21 protein-coding genes are annotated in these 23510 nt (G+C 67.1%); 13 read left to right on the forward strand and 8 right to left on the reverse strand.

Translation table 11 applies throughout. From position 1 onward, the window contains the following. Positions 1-114: 114 nt before the first annotated feature. The gene (locus tag GKE56_RS09410) at positions 115-900 is read right to left on the reverse strand and encodes an alpha/beta fold hydrolase (RefSeq protein WP_154684331.1); all 786 of its coding nucleotides are present in this window, start codon (positions 898-900) and stop codon (positions 115-117) included. 85 nt (positions 901-985) lie between these two features. Between GKE56_RS09410 and GKE56_RS09415 the strand changes: the two genes are divergently transcribed. Both GKE56_RS09415 and GKE56_RS09420 read left to right on the forward strand, forming a co-directional pair. After that, complete coding sequence (locus GKE56_RS09415; protein WP_195908068.1) at positions 986-2491, forward strand: HD domain-containing phosphohydrolase; 1506 nt, start codon at positions 986-988, stop codon at positions 2489-2491. 413 nt (positions 2492-2904) lie between these two features. Next, positions 2905-3126, forward strand: a complete 222-nt coding sequence (locus GKE56_RS09420; protein ID WP_154684333.1) for a hypothetical protein — start codon at positions 2905-2907, stop codon at positions 3124-3126. A gap of 116 nt (positions 3127-3242) precedes the next feature. Here the strand turns inward: GKE56_RS09420 and GKE56_RS09425 are convergent, their stop codons facing one another. Further along, positions 3243-3542, reverse strand: coding sequence for a thioredoxin family protein (locus GKE56_RS09425; RefSeq protein WP_154684334.1), 300 nt, complete (start codon positions 3540-3542; stop codon positions 3243-3245). Positions 3543-3553: 11 nt separating this feature from the next. Then, positions 3554-4258: a haloacid dehalogenase type II gene (locus GKE56_RS09430; protein WP_154684335.1), complete on the reverse strand. Its 705-nt coding sequence runs from the start codon at positions 4256-4258 to the stop codon at positions 3554-3556. 338 nt (positions 4259-4596) lie between these two features. Here GKE56_RS09430 and GKE56_RS09435 point away from each other — a divergent pair, with 338 nt between their 5' ends. From GKE56_RS09435 to GKE56_RS09450, 4 genes are all read left to right on the forward strand, one after another. After that, positions 4597-5235: a thioredoxin domain-containing protein gene (locus GKE56_RS09435; RefSeq protein WP_230209310.1), complete on the forward strand. Its 639-nt coding sequence runs from the start codon at positions 4597-4599 to the stop codon at positions 5233-5235. Between the two features lie 29 nt (positions 5236-5264). Continuing rightward, the gene (locus tag GKE56_RS09440; RefSeq protein ID WP_154684337.1) at positions 5265-6104 is read left to right on the forward strand and encodes a cytochrome c biogenesis CcdA family protein; all 840 of its coding nucleotides are present in this window, start codon (positions 5265-5267) and stop codon (positions 6102-6104) included. 161 nt (positions 6105-6265) lie between these two features. Then, positions 6266-6517: a helix-turn-helix transcriptional regulator gene (locus GKE56_RS09445; RefSeq protein ID WP_230208866.1), complete on the forward strand. Its 252-nt coding sequence runs from the start codon at positions 6266-6268 to the stop codon at positions 6515-6517. After that, positions 6514-7749, forward strand: a complete 1236-nt coding sequence (locus tag GKE56_RS09450; RefSeq protein ID WP_154684338.1) for a HipA domain-containing protein — start codon at positions 6514-6516, stop codon at positions 7747-7749. The genes GKE56_RS09445 and GKE56_RS09450 overlap by 4 nt, the downstream gene beginning before the upstream one ends. Positions 7750-8486: 737 nt before the next feature. Here GKE56_RS09450 and GKE56_RS09455 read toward each other — a convergent pair. Next, positions 8487-9362 carry a hypothetical protein gene (locus GKE56_RS09455; RefSeq protein ID WP_154684339.1) on the reverse strand — a complete coding sequence of 292 codons (876 nt, stop codon included), beginning with the start codon at positions 9360-9362 and terminating at the stop codon, positions 8487-8489. 252 nt (positions 9363-9614) lie between these two features. Between GKE56_RS09455 and GKE56_RS09460 the strand changes: the two genes are divergently transcribed. Together GKE56_RS09460 and GKE56_RS09465 are read left to right on the forward strand one after the other, a co-directional pair. Beyond that, positions 9615-9785: a ribbon-helix-helix protein, CopG family gene (locus GKE56_RS09460; protein ID WP_154684340.1), complete on the forward strand. Its 171-nt coding sequence runs from the start codon at positions 9615-9617 to the stop codon at positions 9783-9785. A gap of 234 nt (positions 9786-10019) precedes the next feature. Further along, positions 10020-11141 (forward strand): DUF3987 domain-containing protein, encoded by a 1122-nt coding sequence (locus GKE56_RS09465; protein WP_154684341.1) that lies wholly within the window; start codon positions 10020-10022, stop codon positions 11139-11141. 571 nt (positions 11142-11712) lie between these two features. Here GKE56_RS09465 and GKE56_RS18245 read toward each other — a convergent pair. Further along, positions 11713-12351 carry a histone-like nucleoid-structuring protein Lsr2 gene (locus GKE56_RS18245; protein WP_370518369.1) on the reverse strand — a complete coding sequence of 213 codons (639 nt, stop codon included), beginning with the start codon at positions 12349-12351 and terminating at the stop codon, positions 11713-11715. After that, positions 12239-15004: a hypothetical protein gene (locus GKE56_RS09475; RefSeq protein ID WP_154684342.1), complete on the reverse strand. Its 2766-nt coding sequence runs from the start codon at positions 15002-15004 to the stop codon at positions 12239-12241. Before GKE56_RS09475 ends, GKE56_RS18245 begins: the two co-directional genes overlap by 113 nt. A 189-nt stretch (positions 15005-15193) precedes the next feature. On the opposite strand from GKE56_RS09475, the gene GKE56_RS09480 reads away from it, so the two are divergent. The 5 genes from GKE56_RS09480 to GKE56_RS09500 all read left to right on the forward strand — a co-directional run bounded on the left by GKE56_RS09480 (position 15194) and on the right by GKE56_RS09500 (position 18372). Continuing rightward, positions 15194-15880 (forward strand): hypothetical protein, encoded by a 687-nt coding sequence (locus GKE56_RS09480; RefSeq protein ID WP_195908070.1) that lies wholly within the window; start codon positions 15194-15196, stop codon positions 15878-15880. Next, on the forward strand, positions 15870-16364 hold the full coding sequence (locus GKE56_RS09485) for a hypothetical protein (RefSeq protein WP_154684344.1): 495 nt from the start codon (positions 15870-15872) through the stop codon (positions 16362-16364). The genes GKE56_RS09480 and GKE56_RS09485 overlap by 11 nt, the downstream gene beginning before the upstream one ends. Before the next feature lie 477 nt (positions 16365-16841). Then, positions 16842-17012 carry a hypothetical protein gene (locus tag GKE56_RS09490; protein ID WP_154684345.1) on the forward strand — a complete coding sequence of 57 codons (171 nt, stop codon included), beginning with the start codon at positions 16842-16844 and terminating at the stop codon, positions 17010-17012. A gap of 344 nt (positions 17013-17356) precedes the next feature. After that, the gene (locus GKE56_RS09495) at positions 17357-17620 is read left to right on the forward strand and encodes a hypothetical protein (RefSeq protein WP_154684346.1); all 264 of its coding nucleotides are present in this window, start codon (positions 17357-17359) and stop codon (positions 17618-17620) included. 413 nt (positions 17621-18033) lie between these two features. Beyond that, on the forward strand, positions 18034-18372 hold the full coding sequence (locus GKE56_RS09500) for a hypothetical protein (RefSeq protein WP_154684347.1): 339 nt from the start codon (positions 18034-18036) through the stop codon (positions 18370-18372). Positions 18373-18558: 186 nt separating this feature from the next. Here GKE56_RS09500 and GKE56_RS09505 read toward each other — a convergent pair whose 3' ends face one another. Both GKE56_RS09505 and GKE56_RS09510 read right to left on the reverse strand, forming a co-directional pair. Next, positions 18559-21642 (reverse strand): type III restriction-modification system endonuclease, encoded by a 3084-nt coding sequence (locus tag GKE56_RS09505; RefSeq protein WP_154684348.1) that lies wholly within the window; start codon positions 21640-21642, stop codon positions 18559-18561. A gap of 4 nt (positions 21643-21646) precedes the next feature. Then, positions 21647-23509 (reverse strand): site-specific DNA-methyltransferase, encoded by a 1863-nt coding sequence (locus tag GKE56_RS09510; protein ID WP_154684349.1) that lies wholly within the window; start codon positions 23507-23509, stop codon positions 21647-21649. Between the last annotated feature and the right edge of the window lies 1 nt (position 23510).

Genomic DNA, 23510 nt, shown 5'->3' on the forward strand with positions numbered 1-23510 from the left:
GATCTGCGGCCCCGTGGAACCGCCTATGCCGCGATCCGCTCGAGGCGTCGTGCGTGAGCGGAACTGGCGTGAAGATGGGGACAGCGCGATGGAAGTGGTCGAGGCCTGTCTCGCTTACGCGACGGCGCGGTGGGTCCGGCTCCATGTCTGCGTGAGTGCTGCTGCGACGCGGGCCGGTTCGACGCGGTGTGGGGGGTCGAAGTGGTGTCTGCCCTCGAATACCTCGAGGTGGAATGTGGGGAAGACTCGGCCGAGGCGTTCGGCGATCTCGACGTACTCGTCGGGGTTGCTCAGCGAGCCGAGCGCGAAGTAGACGGGCTGGGCGAACGCTGCCAGGGCGGCGCGGTCGAGGTCGTACGTCGCGAAGGTTCGCATGAAGGCTCGGATGCCGGCAGGCCGCTTGGCCATCCAGGGTGGCTGCGGCCCTGTGCCGGTGGGCAGCCCGGCGGTGACTCCGGGTCGTACGCCGAGGCGCACGAACTGGGCCATGAACTCCTCGGGTGGCAGGTCGCGCAGGGCGTCGAACTTTTTCCACAGCTCGGTGTGGGCCGGGCTCCAGTCCCAGTTCCCGGCCCAGGCCGGCTCGAGCAGCGCCAGGGAGCGAAGGCGGTGGGGGTATCGGGCGGCGAAGGCGAGCGCGGACGCGCCACCACCGGAGTAGCCGACGAGGTGGAAGGTGTCCCACCCACGGTTGTTGGCCTCCCGCAGGACGCCGTCGACCTCGTGGTCCAGGGAGTAGTCGGCGGGTGGCTCGTCGGTGGCGTACACCTCGAGGTCCTTGGCGACCGCCTCAAGTTGGTCGCCGAGTTGGTCGTGGAGGGCCTCGATCAGGGCGCCGTAGGCCGGGGCGGCGGGCAGCACGCTGCCCGGCAGCAGGATGACTTGTTCGGTGGTGTTCATGAGGTCGAGTCTTGGCTTCTCTGGGTTCGGGCACCATCGCGTGATCGCGCTATCTGACGGGCCGCCCGGTGCGAGAATGGCCGCCGTGACCGAGCATCCGCGGTTGGCTGAGCTGGTGGCGGCGCTATCGCTGGCCACCGACCTCGGGATGGGCCAGCCGATGGAGCAGGGCCTGCGCACGTGCCTGGTCGCCGTCGCCCTCGCCGACCTGGCCGGCGCCGACGCTGAGATGTTGGCCGAGGTGTACTACGCGGCCCTGCTCCGGTTCCTGGGCTGTACCGCGGACGCCCACGACACCGCGGTGTCGGTGGGCGGGGATGACATTGCGCTGCGTCGCGCGATCGCTCCAGTGTTGGGCGGGAGCTCGGTTGAGTTTCTCCGCGGCGTGCTGCCCGTGGTCGGCGCCGGCGCACCGGCGGCGCGGCGCCCGATGCTCGTGGCAAGGATGCTCTTGCAGGGGAGGGAACGAGCGCGGACCGGGGTGCGGGCGCACTGTGAGGCGGCGGAGGTACTGGCCACCCGGCTCGGGCTGCCCGAGCGGGTTCGCGTGGCTCTTGCTGGCGGTTTCGAGCAGTGGAACGGTGCCGGCCTTCCCAACGGGGTCGCCGGTGAGGCGATCCCGTTCAGTGCTCGGGTCGTGGCGATCGCCCGCGACGCGGAGGTGTTGAACCGGGTGGGTGGGCCGGCCCTCGTGGAGTCGGCCCTGGCGGAACGGACCGCCTACGACCCGGCCCTGGCCGAACTGGCACGCCGCAACTTGGGTGACCTGGCGGCGGCAGCTACGCGGGCCGACCCGTGGGAGGCGGTCCTGAGCCTGGACCCGAACCCCCAGACCCTGGTGCTTGATCTCGAGGCCGCGTTCGAGGTCCTTGCTGACTTCGCCGACCTCAAGTCGCCGTACTTCGCTGGTCACTCACGCGCCGTCTCAGCCCTCGCGTCGGCAGCCGACCACGGGCACGCCGATCTGTTGCGCCAAGCCGGGTTGGTCCACGACCTGGGCAGGGTCGCCGTGCCGAGCGGTGTCTGGGCGCGGCCCGAGCCACTGTCGGTGTCGGACTTCGAGGTGGTGCGGTTGCACCCGTACTACACCGAGCGGATCCTGGCCCGGATTCCCGGTACGGCAGCGTTGGTCCGCGTGGCCGGTCTGCACCACGAACACCTGGACGGGTCTGGCTACCACCGCGGCGCCGTCGCCACCGAAATCCCCTACCCGGCGCGCGTGCTGGCCGCCGCCGACACCTGGGCCACCCTGACCGAGGCACGCCCACACCGGCCGGCCCTGACTTCGCAGGCAGCGACCGCCAATCTCCGAGCGTTGGCAACAAGCGGCAAGCTGGACAGTGATGCTGTGGAGGCGGTCCTCGCGGTCGCTGACAGGCGGCCCGGCCGCCGCGTCCGGGGCGGTCTCAGCCAGCGCGAGCTGGAGGTGCTGCGCCTGCTCTGCCACGGTGCCACCAAGAAGGACGTCGCCGCCGCGCTCGTCATCTCGCCAACCACCGCGGACCACCACACCCGGCACATCTACGCCAAGATTGGTGTTCACTCTCGAGCTGCGGCGACGCTCTACGCCGCCGACCATGGACTCCTCTGACGATGCCTTCCAGAAGGCTAACCGGGGCGGGACGGCAACCCTGGTGTCGGCTCATGGCTTTGAACTGCATTCTGCAGGGATGCCGGTGCGGACAGCCCCCGAGCGATGAGCGTGCTTAGCGCGCTCCGGTGCCGGTCACGGTGTGATGGCGGCAAGCGCACACCTTGGGCTTGATGCTCGCGCTCTAAGGCATGGCGGCCCGGCACCATCGCTTCAGAACCCTGAGCGAACTCCCGCCGTATTCGGCTGCGGGCAATGAAGCGAGGGGGCAGGATCGGAGTGGGCGGGCATCGACCGGTGCCGGCTTGCAGCGTCGAAAGAGCACTCATGTCGAAGTACATGGTTTTCTACGACACCACGAGCGCGATGCGCGCCCAAATGGCGGAGATCCCCCCCAAGCAGGCCGCCGCAGCATGCAAGAGTGGATGAACTGGGGCGAGCGGGTCGGGGACCGACTTGTCGACATGGGCTCACCGCTGGTGAACGAGGGCGACGCGGACGTTCAGGTGTCCGGCTATTCAGCCATCGACGCCGACTCCCAGGAGCAGCTGAACGGGCTTCTTGAGGGGCACCCGCACACGGCCGCTGGCGGGACGATCTCGACCCAGAAGTTCATGGATATCCCTGGCATGTGACGTTTCGCAGACTCGCCGCCCCCGCGCTATCTGCCGGTTCATGGACGGTGGTGCAGGTCGACACCGCGAACTGCATGCTCGCGCCGTGCCCGCCGCGCGCCCTCGACCAACCCGGGCTATGCGGGCGCCAGCCGCTGCCGTAGGAGCTCAACAAGCTGCCCGACCGAGGGCGCGCCGGCCATCCGGCGGTCCGGCGACGCATACAGCCGACAGGCCATGTCCACGACCCGAGGGGCAGGGAACAAGTCCCGACCGTCGATCAGGATGGTCGGTGAACCGCCGAAGCCAAGACGCTGCGCGTCGGCCGCGTCAGCCACCCGATGCTGCTCGATGACCAGGTCTACCTCGGCAAGGCGCGCCGCCTCCCGGAGCCGCTCAACCGCGGTCTCGTGGTGGGGGCAGCCGTCGATGAACAAGACCTGAGCCTTCACCCGTGGCCCTCCCCAACGACCTCAGCCAGCTCGACCAGGGAGGCGACCTCGAGGTCAGGGCGGCTGAAGAAAGCCGGGTACGGCGTCCCGGCGCGGTTCACAAAGGCCGTGGTGAGGCCGGCCGCCGCCGCGCCGTGGATATCCCACGGATGGACCGCGACCAGCATCGTCTCCGCCGGCGAGGCGTCACACGTGCGCAGCGCGTACTCGTACGCCGACGCGGCCGGCTTCCAGGCCGGAGCGTCGGCGACCGATAGCAGCTGCTCGAAGCAGTCCGCGATGGCATGCCGCTCGAACAAGCCGCGGGCCACGGACGCGGCCCCGTTGCTCAGGGTGACCAAACGCACCCCGCCAGCGGCCAGCCCCCGGACCCCCTCAACGACGTCGCCATGCACGGGCAGCCCAGCGAACGCATCCATCACGGCATCGACGGCCGTGTCCGGGTTCGGGACACCGTGGGAGTCCAGCAATGGTCGAAGGGACTGTCTGGCCAGGGCACCGAAGTCGGGGTTGTCACCGGTCACCGTCAACGCGAAACCGTCGCGCAGCAGACCTGAGAACCAGATCGCGGCGAGCTCAGGTCGCGCGCAGAGCTCCGCGAACACCGCGGCGAGGCCGCTCATGTCCGAAAGGGTCTCGTTCACGTCGAAGACGACCAGCTTTGGCCGCGAAGCCGGCTGGGCGAACAGGTCGCGTTGCATGCGTTGTGCTCCTGACATTTCAGGTGGAGGTAACCAGCCTCGCATGCTCGGGCGCATCGCCAGAGGCCCGGAGCAATCGAAGGCTCTGTCCGGTGGCCGGGGCCGACGCGCCCGCGTCGCCCCTCTCCTCAGCTCAAGATAGTTGCGCCGGGGAGGATGATTGGAGCCGAACGATACGCGGGCCAGTCATCGTCATCGACGGGAGCGTTCCACGCATGAATGCCGTCCAGTCTCGAGGTCACCAAGGTCATAAGCGCCCTATCACCCCGTCGGCGGCGGTGCTCGATCGCCGCCGCGGTCGGCCGAACAGGGTGCGCGGCGCCGCTCTGGCAGCCGCGATGGCCGGGCTGACCTTGTCTGGATGCGGCACAGCTGGGACCCCCGTAGTTGACTCGACCCGCGCGGTCGCGGTCCCTGTCGTCTCCGCAGGGCCGTTCCACGGCGTGGCCGACCTACCGGCAACCGTTGGTGGGTCCACGTTTGACGCCGCATCGCTTGCAGGGCGCCCGGTCGTCCTGTGGTTCTGGGCGCCATGGTGCGCTATTTGCCGCAGCGAGGCACCCGCCGTGACCAAGGTCGCCAGCGAGTACGCCGGCCGGGTGAGTTTTGTCGGCGTCGCCGGGCAAGGAAGCCTCAGCGACATGAACGTGTTCGTCAACCAGACTCACGCCGGGGCCTTCCCGCAGCTTGCCGACGTGAACAACGTGCTCTGGAAGCGGTTCGCCGTCAGCGCTCAACCCGCGTTCGCGTTCATCACCGCCACCGGCGGCACCAACCTGGTCGTCGGCAGCATCGACCAGCAAAGCCTGCGTGCGCGTGTGGCCCAGCTGACCGCGGGCCTTGTCGGCACTGCGCCTGACACCGGTCGGTCGTGCACGTCCGGGGCGAGCCACAAGCCGGGCAGCCTCGACTGCGGCTCCGCCGGGCCGCACCACACCTCAGGCGGCCCATCCACCGCCCCGATGACGACCCGCTGAACAGCTCACGGCTGACGGCGGCGGCACCCATGAGCACCCAGCTGGCTTTCGCGGCGACCGCGGGCATGCTCGCCGCGTTCAACCCGTGCGGGTTCGCCCTCCTGCCCGGATACCTGACCATGTTCCTTGCTCACCCGCCATCCCGAAGATCAGTGGTTGGCCGCGCAGTCCTGGTCGGGGCCGCGGTGACCACGGGCTTCGTTGCCGTGTTCGGTGCCGTCGGCGGCGCCATCGCCGCGCTGTCCCTGACCCTGGGTCCGTGGCTTGCCGTCGTCACCCTCGTCGCTGGGGTCGCACTCCTCGTCGTCGGCGCGACGCAGGTCCTGGGTCGCGACATCTGGGTGCCCTTCCCCCGGTCACGGCTGCCCGTCAACGGCACCGTGGCGGGCATGGCCGCCTACGGCATCGTCTACGCCATGGTGTCCCTGTCCTGCACGCTGCCCGTGTTTGGGGCCGCGGTCGTCTCCGCGTTCGCTGGCCCCGGTCCAACCTTTGCCGGGGGCGCCCTGTCCGCGGCGGCGTACGCGGTCGGGATGGGTCTGGTCATGGTCACCCTCGCCCTGGTTGTCGGGCTCCTCGGCCAGGACGCGATCGCCCGGACGCGCGGCTGGGTCAGGCACGTCGGGCGAGCCTCGGGAGTCATGGTGCTCGCCGCGGCCGCATACGTGCTCTGGTACGGCTGGGTGGAGCTGGCAACAGACCGGGGCGCCACGGTCAGCCCGGGTCCGGTGACATTGGTGTCCGCCGCCTCCGGCCGGGTCAGCCAGCTCGTCACCGACAGGGGCGCTGGAGCAACATTGCTCGCGCTCGCCTGTGGTCTGGCCGCGGCGGCTGGCGCGACCTTCGTCACCCGACGTCGCAGAGGCTGAGCGGGCTCAGACTTCCAGGTGTCGTCGTGGGAGCGGCGTGATGGCGTACCGGTCTGTGCGATTATCCGCACACCGACGTTGGATGCGGCTAGTGTGTTGATATTGGCACAACGCTCCGGGTCGCGTACAGTGTGCGATTATCCACACAGCCAGGAGGGATCATGGCCCGTCAGATGCTCGTGCGGTCCGGGGCGGACCTGGGCGCTGCTGTGGCTGAGGCACGTCGGCTTCGCGGACAGACCCAGGACCAGCTTGCGGCGGCGGCTGGCGTCGAACGCAGCTACCTGGCCAAGCTTGAGGCAGGGGCCAGCGTTCTGCTCCTGGATCGGGCACTGAAGCTGCTGCGCCGCCTGGGCGCGGAGGTCGTCGTCCAGTTGTCAGACGCTTCCGCGGCCGTGGAGCCGCGGCCGTGAAGGCGCGGACACTGTCGGTATGGCGCGACGGGACCCGTATCGCCGAGCTGGTCGCCCGCAGGCCGGGGAAGGTCGAATGCCGGTACACCGACGAAGCCCTCGACGCGTGGCCGGGCAACGTCCCGCTCATGTCGTGCTCGCTGCCTCTGCGCACCGGACGTCTTCAGGCGTGGGCGTTCACCACCGGCCTGCTCCCTGAAGGGCAGCACCGGCAGGCCATGGCCGGGCTGGCCGGGGTCCCGACCCATGACGTCATCGGGATGCTGGCCCGCTTTGGGCGCGACGTCGCCGGTGCGCTGGTCATCAGCGACGTCGACCCGCCGGTCAGGGACGGCAGCGTCGACCCATACAGCGCAGCCGACCTGGAAGTGGCGGTCGCCGAGCTCGCCGACCACCCCCTGGGCCTGTACGAGGACTCCGAGCTGTCCATCGCTGGACTGGCCGACAAGATGCTGCTGGCGCAGACCGCCCCGGGCCGCTACGGGCGCCCGCGGCACGGCGCGCCCTCAACCCACATTCTCAAGGTCGACGACCGAACCCGCACAGGGCTGGTCCGCGCCGAACACGCATGCCTCGAGCTTGCCCGGTCCGTGGGTGTGCCGGCCGCGGCCAGTGAGCTGATGCCGGTCGGGGACACCGAATGCATCATCGTGACCCGCTACGACCGGCGCATCACCGAAGCCGGTGTGGAGCGGGTCCACCAGGAGGACGCGTGCCAGGCGCTGGGCATCGACCCGGAGGGCAACCAGCGGAAGGCGAAGTACGAGCGACATGGCGGCCCGTCCCTGGCTGACGTGGCAGGGGTTCTCGAGCGGTGGGCGGCCGACCCGGACGCGCAGCTACGTGCGCTGCTGAGGGCGGCCGCGTTCACAGTGCTCATCGGCAATGCGGACGCGCACGGCAAGAACGTGTCGCTGCTGCACCCTCAGCCCGGTCAGGTGGCCTTGGCGCCGTTGTACGACACCGTCCCCACGGCGATGTGGCCCAAGCTGCGCAGGGAGGCTGCGATGGCGGTCAACGGCCGCTGGCACCTGCCGGCGATCACCCAAGCGGACCTGGTCGCCGAAGCCGCCGCCTGGGGACTGTCACCCGTACGCGCACAGGAGATGGTCGTCGAGCTCGCGGAGGCTGTCCGCACGGCTGCGGGTGCCGGTCTGCGTGCGGCTGAGGGGTCCACCTTGAGCGAGACGGTCGCCGCCCGCGCGGACAAGCTTCTGACGTCACCGCGCTGAGCTGCCTAGGGGCCCACTTGCCGCCGGGTGCGGCCGCGGGGGGCTCAGTGCGGCGAGCCCTGCATCGCCGCGCGAGTGTGGCGCGTCCGGCGGCCGCTGCTGAGCAACGCCATCAGGCAGACAGCGGTCGCTGTCGGTAGGCAGGCGACGAAACACCGTGCCGACGCCCCATAGGTCACTGGCCCTCCAAAGGCGCCGAGGGTCAGCGGGGCCCAGCCGCCAGCCAAAGGTCGGGATGCCGCTGACCCCGCCCGACCTACGGCGCCGGTCCGAACCAGACCGCCAAGACACACCGGCTGAACGCCGCAGTCTCCGGTCAGCGACGGCCTTCGGGCGTGGTGCCGCACGCAGCTCGACCCCGTCACCTTGAGGGTGACGGGGTCGAGCCGATGGTGAACTTGCCCACCGGTGCACTTCGATTCCGGGGTGGGTCCAGTTCGGGAACCGGGAATCAGCCGGTTGTGCCCGCATGGTGGTTGCGACGCTGCGCTGCGTCGACGAACCGCGGGGGTGTCAGGTGACTCTTGCGCCACCTGACATGGAAGGTCCGGCGGTTGGTCGGCACGTCAATCAGGTCGCAGTGTGAACTGGATCACTGTGGTGACCTGCACCTGTGCTTGGTCGGAGACGCGCGTTGTGCGCTCGTGGGATTGAAGGCCCTTCGAGTCGCTGTGGATCAGGGGCCACGCCTGTCCGGAGCCAGGGGATTCCCAGGGCGACGCGTGACTGAGGCAGCTTCATCCGGCGAGGACTTGGGTTGCGTTGGCCCTTGGGGGTATGGGGTGGGCGGCGTCATAGCCGGACAACGCCACGCCGGTGGGAAGTGTGGTGGCGTGGAAGATGATTCGGCCGCGGTGGGCGACGGCGTGCGCGCGCGGCGAGCCGGTGCGTTGTTCCCGGTCCGCGATGTCGCGTCGAACGCTGCGCCATCTGGTGCTGCCTGCGGATGGGTACCCGTTGGCCTCGAGCCGGGCGCAGAGCTCCATCAGGTCGATGCCGCGGCGTTCGAGCTTGCTGGCTCGTTGGATGATGCGAGTAGCGGCTTCGCGACAGTTCGGAGCCGGCGCTGGCCACGGATTCTCCCAGCACCCGAGTGCGCGGGTCCAGATGAGCTGAGCGATCGTGTCGCCGAGTGTGACGGCGGCCGCCAGACGCTGGGGGGTTAGGCGGGCGGCGGCGGTCTGGGCTGAGCTGTGCGTGTTGGTGAGGGCGAGGGAGCCCATGTCGGTGGCCAGTCGGGCGATGACGCGTGCTTCGGTGACGGAGAGCTCGTCGGGGTCGTAGGGCTGGCTGCGGTGCAGCAGGATCATGGCGTGGGGGTCGATGGCCCGCTGGGCGAGCACCCAGTAGCGCCATGAGGTTCCGGCTCGGCCTGTGAGCGCGTCGGACTTGCCGACGTACCCACCGATGAACGGGCTTTGCGCGGTGGGCGGGAGGTCGATGCGAGGGCCGACGAACGCGTAGAGGGTTGAGCCGTCGACGGCTGCGCGGCGCAGGGCGGCCGCGAACGGGACCTGGGGTACGAAGTGCAGGACGCCTCCGTCGTGGAGGGGTATCTGCCGGGCGGTGATGTCGGGCAGCGGTCGGTGCGCTACGTGGTCGAGCGGGTGCATGGGTGTCCTCCTGTCGCTTGGTGTCTGCAATGCAAGGCGACGGGCAGGACAGGGGCTTGATCGGTCAGGCGTGTGACAGGTGCCGGTGGCGGAGCAGCCGTGAGCGTACGAGGCAGGCGCGGGCATCGGACGTGCCCGGCGGGGTGGCCCGCACTCCGGACTGGCGGGGTGATTGACGTCGCGGGGCAGATGAGGACCTTCGGGGTTTCGCCGCGCTAGCGGTTCGATCCCGACACTGCTCTAGGAGAAAGCATGACGATCTACGACGATCGCAATGAGGTGACCATCGTGGTGCGCCTGCCCGCAAGCCTGCGCGACGCCATCAAGGCCCGCGCCGCCATGGAGGACCGCAGCGTTGCTTCATTGTTGCGCCTCGCTGCCCGTGACTACCTGGCGAGCCTGCCTGCGGTGGGGCAGTCATGAGCATTCGCGTCTGCCCTGGGGACGTCGGGGCACCGGAGGTCATCGACCTGCTTTCCGCTAGCCGGGAGCGGGATGCGTATGAGCTGCTCGGCCAGCTCCGGCTGGCGCGAATGCTTCGGTTCCGTAAGGAGGAACCTGAGTTCGACCGGACGGCCCTGTACGGGTTGGCTGGGGAGATTGTTGACGCGGTCGCGCCCCTGACGGAGGCGAGCCCGCCGGCGATGCTGGTGACGCTTGTTGACCAGCGTGGGCGCGATGGTCGGGCGCGGTGCGTTCGTTCGGGTGGGTTCGCAGCCGCATTACCCGATTCTGTTCTCTCTGGTGATCGGCCGGTCCGGTACTGGGAAGGGTGTGTCGTTGGACGCGGTGCGACCGGTCCTGCTCGCCGGCGACGACCCCGATGAGCCGTTCTTCAGCTCGCGGGTGCGCAAGGGCTTCCAGTCCGGCGAGGCGCTGGTCCAGGCCGCGGCCGACCTCGCCCCGCACCAGGGGGCCCACGGGGCTGGAACGGATCCTGGGGGGCTTGATCAGCGGATGCTGGTTGTGGAGTCGGAGTTCGCGAAGGTGGTGACGATTGCTCAGCGGCAGGGGTCGATCTACTCGACGGTGCTGCGGTCTGCGTGGGATGGGGAGTCGTTGGAGTGCCGGACGCGTCGGGAGAAGCTGGTGGCGTCGGCGGCGCACGTTGGTGTGATCGGGCACGTGACGCCGGCTGATCTGCACGGCAAGATCGACATGGTCGAGATCGGGAACGGGTTCTTGAACCGGTTCTTGCTGGCGTGGTCGGCGCCGACCAAGTTGATGGCCACGCCTCGGGTGCTTGAGGAAGCGGTGGTGGCGGGGTTCGGTGCGCGGCTGCGCGGCGCTGTGGAGTTCGGCCGGTCGGTGGGCGAGTTGACTCGTACCGCGGCGTTCGATGATGCGTGGGCGTCGCTGTACTACGTGCTGCGGCTGAGGCCCACCGGTGGCCATGTCCTGGATTCGTTGACGGCCCGGGCGGCACCGCACATCCTGCGCCTGGCGATGGTGTTCGCGCTGCTGGATGAGTCGCCCTCGCTGGACGTGCCGCATCTGCGGGCGGCGGCAGCGCTCTGGGAGTACTGCGAAGCGTCGGCTGCGCACGTGTGGGGTGGCACGCTGGGCAACTCTCGGCTGGACGCCTTGTTCGACGCGCTGGTCGCGGCCGGCGACAAGGGGCTCACGCGCAGCGAGCTGAATGCGGTGTTCTCGAACAACCTGCCCAGGGGCGCGCTCGATGCGATGGTGCTCGAGCTGACCGAGCGCGGCTTGGCACAGGCCAAGACCGTCCCGACCGGTGGGCGCCCCCGGGAGGTGCTGACCGCGACGTCACGCTGACGAAGAAACGAAGGAACGAAGAAAGGCCGTGGGTGACTTTCTTCGTTTCTTCGTTTCTTCGTGCGCTCCCCGATGTTCACCGTCCCCCTGCGCGGACGGCGGTCACGCCGTCTCCCACTCTCTCCGGCACACAGATGACGACGGCATGGGCCTTGTCGACGAGTTGGAGCAGGTCCAGAGGGACCCGCACCTGTCGAACGGCCGGGCCGGTGAGCCACCACCTGATCAAGTGGATGGATCCGCCGGGAACCGGCGCCTTGGCTCGCGACTTCCAGCACCCCGCTTTGGCGCGAGACTCGGCACACATCAGCTGCGCCATGCGTCGGGGGTCCCAGTGGACGACGACCTGCCGGAGCATCACGTGCTGGACTTCTGGGGAGTCCGCAAGGCGGCTCGGCCATCCGGTGTGACCGGGGCGTAGCTCGTCGAATGGTGCGCTCCGCGGCGCGCGACGTGAGTGTCAAACCCGTTCACGGTAGTCAGCTCCACGTAGGTATTGGTGCGGCCGTCGAAAGAAGTCGGCCCATGGTTTGGGGTGAGGCTGAACCGGTTCCCGTACTTGGTTCTGGGCTCACATACGAGCGGCATCGAATGCAGCTTTGACCGACGCAGGGATTCGGCCGCGGTCTTGGACGTGATAGCCATTCGCATTGGCCCACTTCCGGATAGCAGCGTTCGTGGGGCGCCCGGCACCCACGGGGGTGCATTGCGGGTGTGTCGTGGCTTGGGACGGAGGGGTGTCGTCCCAGCGCCACATCGCTCCCGGGCCGGCACTTAGGTCAATGTCGCATCCGGGTTTGGGGCAGGAGACCCACGCTCCCGTGCGTCGGAGGGCGGTGTCCAGCAGGGGCTCGTAGCTGTCGGGCAGTTTGACGTTGAGCGTGGGTGGGCGCAGGCATGCGCGGCATACGACGCTGGAGTGTGCGCCGATGATGGTCTCCGGAAGGAGGAGCACGGCGTCTGCGGTGAGGCTTGGGCAGTCCTTCCAGGGGCAGGGGATGAGTGCGACAGTGCGCTCGGCTGCCGGCAGGTTGGCGCTGCCCTGGCCGCTCCAGCCGCCGGTGCGAACGAGACTGGCGGGAATGGCGGGTGCCGCGTCAGCAGCGCCACGGCGGGACAGCGGGACGCTGAGCTGGCTCGGGTAGCGCGCGGAGACGCCCATCAGGGCTGCGAGGTGGTCGGTGCGCATTGGCGCGGTGGGGTCTGGCATGGAACGGAGGATCGTTATGGCGTCTGCGCGGTGGTCTGCGTTGGCGTCGAGCATGGTGGATCGCAGGCCCCACCCGTGTTCCCGTTGGCGGTAGCTGGTGGTGATGAGCTGGGCATATCCGTCGGGCAGTCCGGCTGGGGGGAGATCGCCCGGGTTGAGGTCGGCCCACAGGCATGCCCTGGCATCGGGCAGGGGGTGCGCAGTGATGGCGAAACGTAGGCCTTGGTTGGGGATGCGGTGGGTGGCGAGGGTGTCCATGTCGGCCTGTCCGACGGTTCGGACGGTGCCGGTGGCGAGCTTGTTCGCGCACCATGCGTAGAGCGTGGTCGGCACTGGCCGCGGCCAGGTGAGAGAGCGTGGGGAGGTCGATCCCTTCGTGGAACCACTTGCGGGCCAGCTCCTGCTTGGCGTCGTGGCGAAGCTCTTTGGCTTGCTTGGTGTTGGGTCGGCTGCGCCGGAGCACCGTATGCCCGGTGGCGTGGACAGGGGTGCCGTCGAGCCGTCGAATCGTCACGGTGAGGGTGAGGCGGACGGTGGTGGCATCGAGTAGCTCGAGGCGCGTGCTGTCTGCGCCGAGGGCGCTGAGAGCGGTTTGGAGTGCCTTGGGTGCCGGCCCCGTGGCGTAGGACCCGGTGAGTGCGGCAAGGACGGCTGCGGCGGTGCCGAAGTCAGCTTTGGCGGGCTGTGCGGCGCTGTCTGGCGCGGGCACGGGTTGAAGGAGTTCTCGTTCAAGGCGTTCCGTGGCGTCAGTCGCGGCCTTCTGGGCCGTGGCCGCGAGTCGCTCGTAGCCTGCGGCCGAGGTCTCGTCGCCCTCGGCGCGCTTGCGGGCGGCGGACAGCATGAGGGCGTCGCTGTCGGCGAGTTGACTGGAGACCTCGTCGCGAAGCCTGCTCAATGTGCTGTCCCTTGCGGTTTGCAGGCGGTCGGCCTCAGCCGTATTGCGCGCGGCGGCGTGCATGGGTGAGGCAGTTGGTAGGGGTGCAGCATCCGGGTGGTCGGCGATGAGCCCAGTGAGGAGCGATTCTGCCAAGGTGGCCCAAGCTTGGTGGAACTCGCGGACGGGCCAGCTGCAGACGCCTTCGCCGTCGGTTGAGTCCATCGAGTAGATGTTGCCGCGGGCGTTCCGGCGCGACTCCGCATGGGGCTCGCGGCGCCACGTATACCGATCATGGCCGGTGTTGGTGGTGCCGCTGCAGTACAGCATGTGGCGATGGTGGGTGTCGCTCCAGCGCAGCAGGCCGGAGAACGGGCGCAGAGCGCTTCGGGCTGCACGCTGGCCGGTGGCTTGGCGGCGAGGGCTGCCTGCGGCTGAACGGATCTGGTCCCATCCCCAGTCGCCCGGTTCGTCGGCCCAGGCCCAGCCAGCGGGAGTGAAGTCGTCCGGGAGCCAGAACTTGAGGAGGATGTCACGCCAGTCCTCGGGCGGGACGCCCCAGTCCCAGCCGTTGTCTTCGGGGCGGCCGACGTTGATGTCATAGGTGACGTGGCCGAGATCGTCGCCCGGGTAGCGGGGTTCGAGCCGGTGACCGTCGCCGGGATTGAACTGGCCCGGGGTCACGCCCTTTTCGGTGTGTGCGAGGCGCCCGGTGAGGTAGGCCCGGATCTTCTCAGGCGTGATGAGCCCACGACCGGCCATCGTCGGATCACGCAGGGCATCAAGGGGTTCACCGATCTCGTCCGCGCCTCGGGCCGTCAGGCCCGCGGCGCCGCACTCGACCGCGACCGCCTTCCAGGTCGTGATGGCAGGGTCCAGGCATACCGCTGCGATGGTCTGGACCTGCCAGCGCTCGCGCGGGTCCGGCACTGGGCGGCTGACCGACAGCTTCTTGGGGTCGGCGGTGAGGTTGAACCTCCCCCGACTGTCGGGTTCCGCAGTGGGTGAGTAGCCCCGCGGAAGCGAGATGGCATTCATCGGCCAGTTGCCGGCTCGGGCCTTGTTGAGCCGGGCAATGAGAAAGCGCCGCGCAGTGTCGTCACGACCGCGTGAGGCGCCGAACGTGATCAGGGTCCATTGATCCTTGGCGTTGGGGCCGAGGGCGTCGAATGGACTCCCGGCGGCGTCGACGCGCACATAGGTGCGAGTGAGAGTGTCAAAGATGGTCCAGGCGAACTGTTCATTTCGCACGATCCGGTCCAGGGCGTGAGCGTGGAGCAAGGGTCGGCCGGCGTGGTCGTGCGGGTTGTCGTGTGCCATTGCCAGCAGGGCGGCGATGATGGCTTCGGTGACGGCGTTGCGATTCTGCTCGAGGTCGGCCTTAGCCGCCGAAGAGAGCAGGAACAGGAACAGCCATCCGTTTCGCGCGAGCCAGCCCCCGACAAGCCGCTTCGTTCCAGGCGCGTACAAGGCATGCATACCGATTCGACGCCGCGCGAGGTCGCCTTCGGGAGTGTTGCGGAACGCTTCGACGTCTGTGACATGAGCCTTTACCCACGCCGCTTCTGGTTCGCCGAGCAGCCAGTCGAGATCCTTGTCGAGGTTCTGCTGGAACTTGGGGCGGGACTCGTCTGAAACTCGGGCGAGCACGGCCCGCCACGGGGTCGTCTGGATCGTCTGTCCGAGCGGGCCCTTGGGGATCGAGGCGTGGAGGGCGTCCCGCATGGCGTGGGTGAGGGGCGCGATGCTCGGGTGGTAGTTGGTCAGCAGGTGTTGCATGGTGAGCCTCCGTGGGGTTGGTGGCGTGCACCGTGCGGGCCGTTTCATTTCTCGCAATGGGGTGGGTTTCAACTCCGAGACTGGGCACCTGGTCTCGGAGTTGCGGACACCGTGGTGCCGCAATCGTTTCCCCCGGTCAGTGGGGTATGGCTGACCTGCACTGGGAGCAGTAGGGGCGCAGGCGACTCGATGGCCGCGCAGGTGGCGTCACGGTCCAGCGCGCGCAGGCGCTGGATGTGGGCACGAAACTCATCGGTGAAAGTGGACATTCCCGACATCGTCCAGTTCGACGGCCGTCGCGCCGCCAACTCGGGGCGGCGATCGTCGACACAACGCCCGAGCGATGCGAAGGGTCGGACCCGATCGCATACTGACGTGTCCGACCGGGGCGGCACCATGGGCAGCATGGACGTTCCCCCTGGCCCGTGGCATTGGCAGCAGGTCATCCCCCAGACGGCGCCAGGGTCAGCACCCGAGACGGCGCCGCGCGGCATGGCTTTGGTCGCCTCCGACGGCACGTGGATTCTCTCGGCTGAGTCCGGGTGGGGCTCCCCGGACGTGCACCCCGCCGCGAAGAGCGTGCTGGCGCGCGCCTGGGTCCTGAGGCCACCGGATGAGTTGGGCGGGTACGCCTTCGACGCGGACCTGAATGTGGAAGATGACTTCGGCAACAACTGGTCGCTGCTGGAGCGGTCCGAGTTCGACCCCACGGTCATCTACCCGGGTGCGGTGCTATGGGCGGGCCGTACCGGCGCGGCCGCGGAAGTCGAGGTGCTGCGGACCGAGTTGTTCCTGGCCCGCGGGGATGTCCTCGTGCTGGTGACGTTCCGGCAGACGGCGATCCGCAGCCGTGAGGAGGCCCTTGATGGAAGCTGACCCGCAGCGCTGGGGGCCGGACACAGCCGCCGTCGAGGCGCTACTAGCTCGAGCAGAGAAGCTGACCCAAGCGCAACGGTTCGATCTGACGCGGGCATACTCGCTGGCTTGCGGTGAGGGTGAGCATGCGCTGCTGATGATGCCGCGCGACTACGCCTGGCAGCGGTTCCACGCCGGGTTGGACGAGCACGGGTTGCGGACCGCGTTCGAGGAGTTGTGGAACGGCCTCCGCCCCACCTGGCCTCTGAACCATGCCGGGTGTCTCATCCGGGACGCTGCCTGCGCGACACTCCTGACCTCAGTGGCCGGACAGGGGTTCTTTCGCAAGTCCGACCTGGACGTGCTCCTCTGCCCGTGGAGAGCAGTCGTTGACGCGGATGCGCGGTCTCGGGTGGCGCTGGTCATCGCGCACCGGCACCCGTACGAAGTCAACGAGGACTGGTGGGCGGTCGTCGACGCGGTACTGGCCCCGTGCGCGAGGTAGTTCGGACGTCCTGGCAGACACTCTGGCCTTCGTGCGGCTCGACAGACGGTCTCGCGCCAGGATGCCGACGGCCGTATGTGAACCCGATTGGAAGAACAACCGGATCGCCGGGTCAGGCGGCCTGCCTCGTCATGGGGTTATCGACCGCTGGTCAACGATCGAGCGCTGTCGGGTCCGGTACGTACGGCAGGCTGTGATTATTGCCCGCGTCCACGCTCTGGCCAGACTCGCAACCGCAGCCCACCTACTCCCCGATGAAGTGTTTCTGACCGTGCTGCGCGAAACAACGCCCGTCGTCCTGGCGCATGCCACAACGGTATGTGGGTGTGTCGAGTGTCGGGCCAGCATCCTGGCCGAGATCGAACTAACCGCCAGGAGGGACGTAAAAGACCTGGACCAGCAGCTACGGACAAACACCGACAAATCGCGGCAGCACATCGTGGCGGCGTTCCGGCTGCGGACGGAACGATCAGGGGTGTGCGCGATCGCGCTGAAGCTGCAGAGGCGGCGAGAACGGTGTGGGCGGGCTTGGACGACGCCGGGCTGATGACGGCGGTCCTCCTGGCCGAGGAGGGGTGGGTCGGCACCAGTGCCGAGCTGGCCAAAACCGCTGCCGCGATTTCGGTCGAGGTGTCGCACACTCGTTGACTGACACCGTGCCTATTCGACAAGGGGGTCCGGCTCGGCTCGGACTCCTCCCACGGCTGCGACCTGTGCCAGCTCACTCTTGGAGTCGAACGGCTGCGCAGTGTGTCCACTGAACCCCTAATGAAGCGCTGGGACACCAATCCCGTTCACGCGCACGGCGACGCCAAGGGTGGTTATCGCAGGTGGACGTTGACGCGCTGGGGCCGCGCGTCCGGCTGTTTGACGGGGACCGTCGTGCCCCGGCTCGGCAGGTCCGGGGGTGTCCGAACGAGACCACCAAGACACCCAGCCTCCCGCAACACAGGTTGCTTGCGTCCCTGCGCCGAGCCGCGACAGTGCTCCAAATGAATGAAAACCAAACATCCACCAGTGCCACCGCTCCCTTGATCGCCTGCCCGCAGTGCGGTGCGGCCGACAGACTGGCCAACGTCCAGATCGTTGAGACTCAGGTCGTGTACCCCCTCACCGTCGGACTTGACTGGGAGATCGAATATGGCAGCCCGCACCGGAAGTACGAGGTCATCGAATCCAGCGAAGCCGAGTGCACCGGATGCGGGTGGCGAGAGGACTACATGACCTGGCTAGAGGATGCGTCATTGTCCGGCTGACAAAGGAATGTGGGGCTGCCTGACTACAGGCGTCCCCACATTCGACGCACAGAATCCGCAAGCTCAGGCCACGCCAGCAACGAGTTTGATCACAGCGCGCCGGTCGCCCTCAAGTGCGGCGGCCTGGTCCCGGTTAAGGGCCGACAGCTGAGCGGGCGCGTCGCCAACCAAGGGCGCCCATTTCGCCCAGATGAAGACCAATGCCTAGCCTGTTCGCCGCCGTTCCCCTACTGACTCCCGCCCATCGGTCTGGCAGCAGCCGTCGAACCCCGCGGACCCGCATCGCAGTTCCTGGTAGCGGAGCCGGACCTCAGGCGCATCGGTAAGGGCGAACAGAGGCCGATCATTGTAGCGGTCAGGGTGAGGCCGTGCGGTTGATTGACGCCCACGGGGCATCGTGCACGATCCTGGTCGTGAACATTGAACAGGACGCCAAGACGGCAACCGACGCCCAGATCACACGCCCGAGCAGCGCGGAGAACAACCCCAGCGGCGACGCTCAGACAACCGCGCCTCCTACCCCAGACTCGGCCACGGCACCTGTCAGCAACCGCACACACCTCGCCCTGATCCACGATAGGAACGGCACGTGGTTTAGCGTCGGCGGGCTCGAGTTGGTCGCCCTGACACCCGAGGAGCTCGACGAGCTTGAAGCGGGGAATGAACATCTCCTGGACGACCTGCCCTCAATCAACCTGCTGGACGTCCTCCCTGCGGCCTTGCCCGAGGAGGACTCCGTCCAGTGGACGTAAGCGAGATGGCCGCACTGGCGCCCCTGTTCCGTGATCACCCAGCCACGCCTTCGTCAGTCTGACCACAAGGCCTTATGCGCCGGGAACTCGGCCAGCAACTGCCCTATGCCGCGGCCCGAATGTCACCGGTGCGCTGGTACATCTCTTGGGCCCACTAGCGGTTCACGTGGCCGCGAGCGGACTAGCTCACCCGGCGACGAGTTGGAGCAGTGTGTCGTAGTCGGTCACGACGTCGTACTTAACGCAGTCACGCCCGGCCATGTGGTTGAGGGAGGCAAAGAACTTTCGCGCGCACTCAATCTTGGCGTTCTCGACGCCCTTGAGCTGAAGGGTCGACATCGAGCCCTTGGTCTCGGCGACGAAGTAGACGTGCTTGATCTTCGTCGTGTCGTCGCGGAAGGCGATGGCCCAGTCGGGGTTGTAGTCGCCAACCGGTGTCGGGATGAAGAACCCACGGGGCAGCTTCGAGTAGACGATCACCTCGTCGCTGACGTCGAGCTTCTCCACAAATGACCTCTCGACCTTCGAGTCGGTGACGACGTACTCGTAGACACTCTTCTTCAGCTTGTCTCCCGCCTTCGACAGGTCTTGAGCTGTCTGGTTCTCGGTGAAGATCGAGGAGTCGTAGCGGCTAGCGAGTGCGTCGTAGCTCAGGTGCTCGACGATCACCGTGGCCTTCTGCTCGTTGATGAGCCGGGCGGCCTCGGTGATGAACTGCTCGGGGTTCTGCTTGAACTTCGCGAACGTGCCTGGCTGGATGCCGGTAAGGATCGCCGCGCAGGTTCGGCGGGTGAGCTGGGTCTTCTCTGCGATCTCGCCGAGCAGGTCGTACTTCACCGTCGATCCCGCCGAGACGGCCGAGTGCTCGACCTTCGTCTGCGACACCTTGAACCCTGTTCCGGCTTCGAGCTGTTCCACGTCGAGGCCGACGACCTGCTTGCCGGCCTCGACGAGGTACTGCATCACCGTCACTTGGAGCGCCCGATCGAGGGTGCGAATGCAGTTCTTGATCAACTCCTCGGAGTCGAACTCGACCTGGTAGACGGCTTTTTGGTTGATGCGGCCCCACAACTCCTGGAACTCACGCTTCTTGAAGTTCGCCTCGTTGAATGGCACCTTCTTCGGCTTGCGGCCGTCGACCGGCTTCGGCACGTCGAGGTACAGCGCATCGACGAGCGGCCACATGAAGTCCATCACCGGTTTGAGCACCTCAGCCGTGGGTGCGGCGAGCGTGCCGTCGGCGCGGGCGTCTTTGTACTCCTGGGTGACGAAGCCGTCATCGTCGATGTAGTTGTTGCGGATGAGGTGGTTGTACAACGCCTGCGCGACCGCGTTCGCGAGCACGCTCGTGGACCCATCGGCGAGCTTGAACTGCTTGCCGGTGAAGTAGTCGACACTCGCCTTGCGCGGGCGGGCCGACAGCGACTCGATGATCTCCTTCTGGAGTGCGGTGACGAAGTGGGTGTATGACTCGTCGGTCACGACGGTCAGCTCATTGATGTCGTGCACGGTGACGGGGTTGTCCATCCGCTCGCCATGCTGGTCGACCGACAGCCGCAGGCCGCGACCGATCTCCTGCCGTCTCGTCGTGGTGTTGTCGCTCTTCTTCAGCATGCCCATCACGAACACGTTCGGGTTGTCCCAGCCCTCACGCAGCGCCGAGTGCGACCAGATGAACCGCACCGGTTCTTCGAACGACAGCAGCCGCTCCTTGTCCTTGAGGATCAGGTCGTAGGCGTCGACGTCGTCCGATTGGCCGGCGAAGTCGCCACGCGCCGCGATCTTGCCGTCGATGGAGCGGCCGGTCTTCTTGTCGATCGAGAAGTAGCCCTCGTGGGTCGAGCGCATCGGGATCGCTTCTACGTGCTTTCGGTACCGCTCGGCGGCTTCGTCGAGGTCCAACTGGCCGAGGTAGTCGGCCAGCACCGCCTCGTACTCCTCCTCAAACACGCGGGCGTACTCGCCGAGGGCGTCCTCACTGTCGTAGTCGCGGTACTTGGCGACCTCGTCGATGAAGAACAGTGACAGCGTCTTGATGCCCTGCGCGAAGAGTTCGCGTTCCTTGTCGAGGTGGGCGCGGATGACTTCGCGGATCTGGATGCGACGCTTCTGGTCTTCTGCCACATCCTCGGTCACCTCGCCGGCGCCGATGATGTCGCCGTTGCTTAGCTCGATGAGGTCGCGGTTCGCGTCGACATCACGGATGAACAGGCCCTTGTACGCCTCGATGCCGCCGGAGACGTCGTGCAGGTTCATGCCCTGGCTCAGGCGCTTCACCTGCCGCCTGATCCCTTGGGCGGTCTGCACCTCCAGCTCGACGCGGGCCTTCGGGAACTCCGCACCCTTGCCGACCTCGAGCCCGTCCACGTACAGGTAGGCGGTGCTACCGGCCAGGTGCTTGACCGTGATGCCGCGCACCGCGATCTTCTTCACGAGCTTCTGGTTGAACGCGTCGACGGCGTCGAGCCGGTGCACCTTGGTGCGCTCGATCTTGTGAGTCGCCGAGTAGCGCAGCGCGAACAGGGCGTTGAACAACCCGAGCGCCTCCAGCGACTTCGACGGCTTCTTCGCGTCGCCCTCGATCTTCTGTGGCTCGTCGATGATGAGGATTGGCCGGTTGGCGGCGATGACGTCGATCGGTTTGCGGGACTGGAAGTCGTCGAGCACCTCGTAGATGCGTCGGGCGTCCTTGCCGGTGGCGTTGAACGCCTGGATGTTGATGATCATGACCTGTACGCCGGAGTCGGAGGAGAACCGCTCCAGCTCGTGCAGCCGCGATGAGTTATAGATGAACGTGCGCGGCTTGGTGCCGTAGAGTTGCTGGAAGTGCTCGGCGGTGATGTCGAAGGACTTCTTCACGCCCTCGCGGATCGCGATCGACGGCACGACCACGATGTACTTCGACCACCCGTAGCGCTTGTGCAGCTCCATGATCGTCTTGATGTAGACGTAGGTCTTCCCGGTGCCGGTCTCCATCTCGATGTCGAGATTGATCGGTGCGGCGGACTTCTTGACCGGGTCCTTGAGATCCTTCGACAGTTCCAGCCCGCGGGCCCTCTGCACCCGCTGGACGTTTTCCAGGAGCTGCGGCGGCGTGAGCGCGATCTCCGCGTTACGCAGACCAGCGTCCTCCAGCAGCGTCAGTGCCGCACCCTTGCCGGGATCGATGCGGTACTTCACTCCGTCCGCGTACGGCTGCGCGGAGAACACATCGACCACGGCATCGACGGCGTGGGTCTGGTACTGCTGAACCTTGAACTGGAGCTTCATCGGGTCAGATCGCCCTTACCTCGGTCTCGGGAGACACCTCGCGGAAGATCTGCTCAGCGTTGATACGCGCGGCATCGCTGGCGAAACCCGCGTCGAGGAACACGGCGCGCAGCGGATGCCGACTGGCGATCTCCTTGACGACGGCGGAAGTGATGTCATCGGCGAAGCATGCGACGAGCGCGCCATCGGCGACCGACAGAATCTCTCGCTCGTAGACTTCTTCGGTTACGACTGGCTCGCTCATGTCGAGGGCCCAATCGAGAAGCACCTGGAAGACCAGGTCTTGCGGCGTGCGATCGGGCTTCACGCTGTTCGCAAGGTCCGCGAGGGCAGGTTGCGCGGTCTGGTCGGGCGCGTGCAGCACAGGAGCCATGTTCGTTGTGTCCACGCGGAGCACGCGGAACCCCCGGTCGAAGCCTGCAGCCTCAAGGCCGAGCCCGGCAGCGATCTGCGCCCCACTCCGGCGCAACCGCTCCTTCGCGATGTCTGCGATAGAGGCGAAGCCAGCCTTCGCAGCTTCGCTGTCGGGAGCGCACGGCTCCGGCAGCTGCACCATGATGTAGCGGCGCGAGCCTCCGTCCGCAGCGTTCTGCTGCATGACTGCGTCAGCCGTCGACGCCGACCCAGCGAAGAAGTCGAGAACAACGGAATCACGGTCCGCAGCAGCCAGTTCCAGGATAAATCGAATCAGTCGAACTGGCTTCGGAGTGTCAAACACATCCTCTGGCATGAGTTTGAGCAACTCGTACTTTGCCTGACGATTGTGACCGGTGCGATCGAGGTCGATCCACAGTGTGGACGGTGGCAGCCCCTTCATGTCGGCCAAGTAGGTTCGCCGTCGAATGCCGGTTCCGTCGGGTGTAAAGCGAATCTCGCCCGACGCAATCTTCTCCTGCATGGCCTCACGTGACCAGCGCCAGCCGTTCTTGGGAGGCGCGATCGCAATCCCCTGCGGCGACGTCAACGTGTAGACCAAGTTCTCGCGATAGTTAGGCGAGTTTAGCGGGTTTCCGTCGAAGTACGGGCCTCTCGGGTCGCTGTCAGGATTCCGGAAGTGCCCCTGCTTCGACTGATCGGAGATCCGTTCCGGTATCCACGCCGCACTGCGCGCGTAAACAAGGATGTGATTGTGATCCAGCGAGAACCGCTTAGCGTCGTTGTTGCTGTTGTCCTTCGAACGCCAGACGACGTTCGCTACGAAGTTCTGCTCACCAAAGACTTCATCGCAGAGCCGGCGAAGGTTCGCGGCCTCGTTGTCGTCGATTGAGATGAAGATGGCTCCGTCTTCGGCGAGGAGATTGCGCGCGAGCTTCAGGCGCGGGTACATCATGCTGAGCCAGTCTGAGTGGAAACGCCCGTTGGACTCCGCGTTCGCGACGAGCCGCTCTCCGACGTCCGACCATTGGCCAGATCGCTCCAGGTAGTCCGCACTAGACTCCGCGAAGTCGTCGTCGTACACGAAGTCGTGGCCAGTGTTGTACGGGGGGTCGATGAAGATGAGTTTGACCTTACCGAGGTACGACTCCTGGAGAAGTTTCAGTGCGTCCAAGTTGTCGCCCTCGATGAAGAGGTTGCGTGTGGTGTCGAAGTCGACCGACTCGTCGCGCACCGGCCGCAGTGTCTTGGCGATCGGCGCGTTGGCGGCGAAGGCGGCGGCGCGCTTGCCGGGCCAGTCGAGCTGGTAGCGCTCCCGCGGTCCTTCGACGACGTGATCGGTGAGTTCTTGGCGGAGCGCGTCGAAGTCGATAGTGCGGAGGGGGTTGCCGTCCGCGTCGAGGGTCTCGGTGACGACCGCGGGGAAGAGATCGGCAATCGCGTCGATGTTGCGCTGGGTGAGGTCTGGCGAATGCATCTTGAGCTTGTCCACG

Source organism: Nostocoides sp. HKS02 (genome assembly GCF_009707485.1).
Lineage (GTDB): Bacteria > Actinomycetota > Actinomycetes > Actinomycetales > Dermatophilaceae > Pedococcus.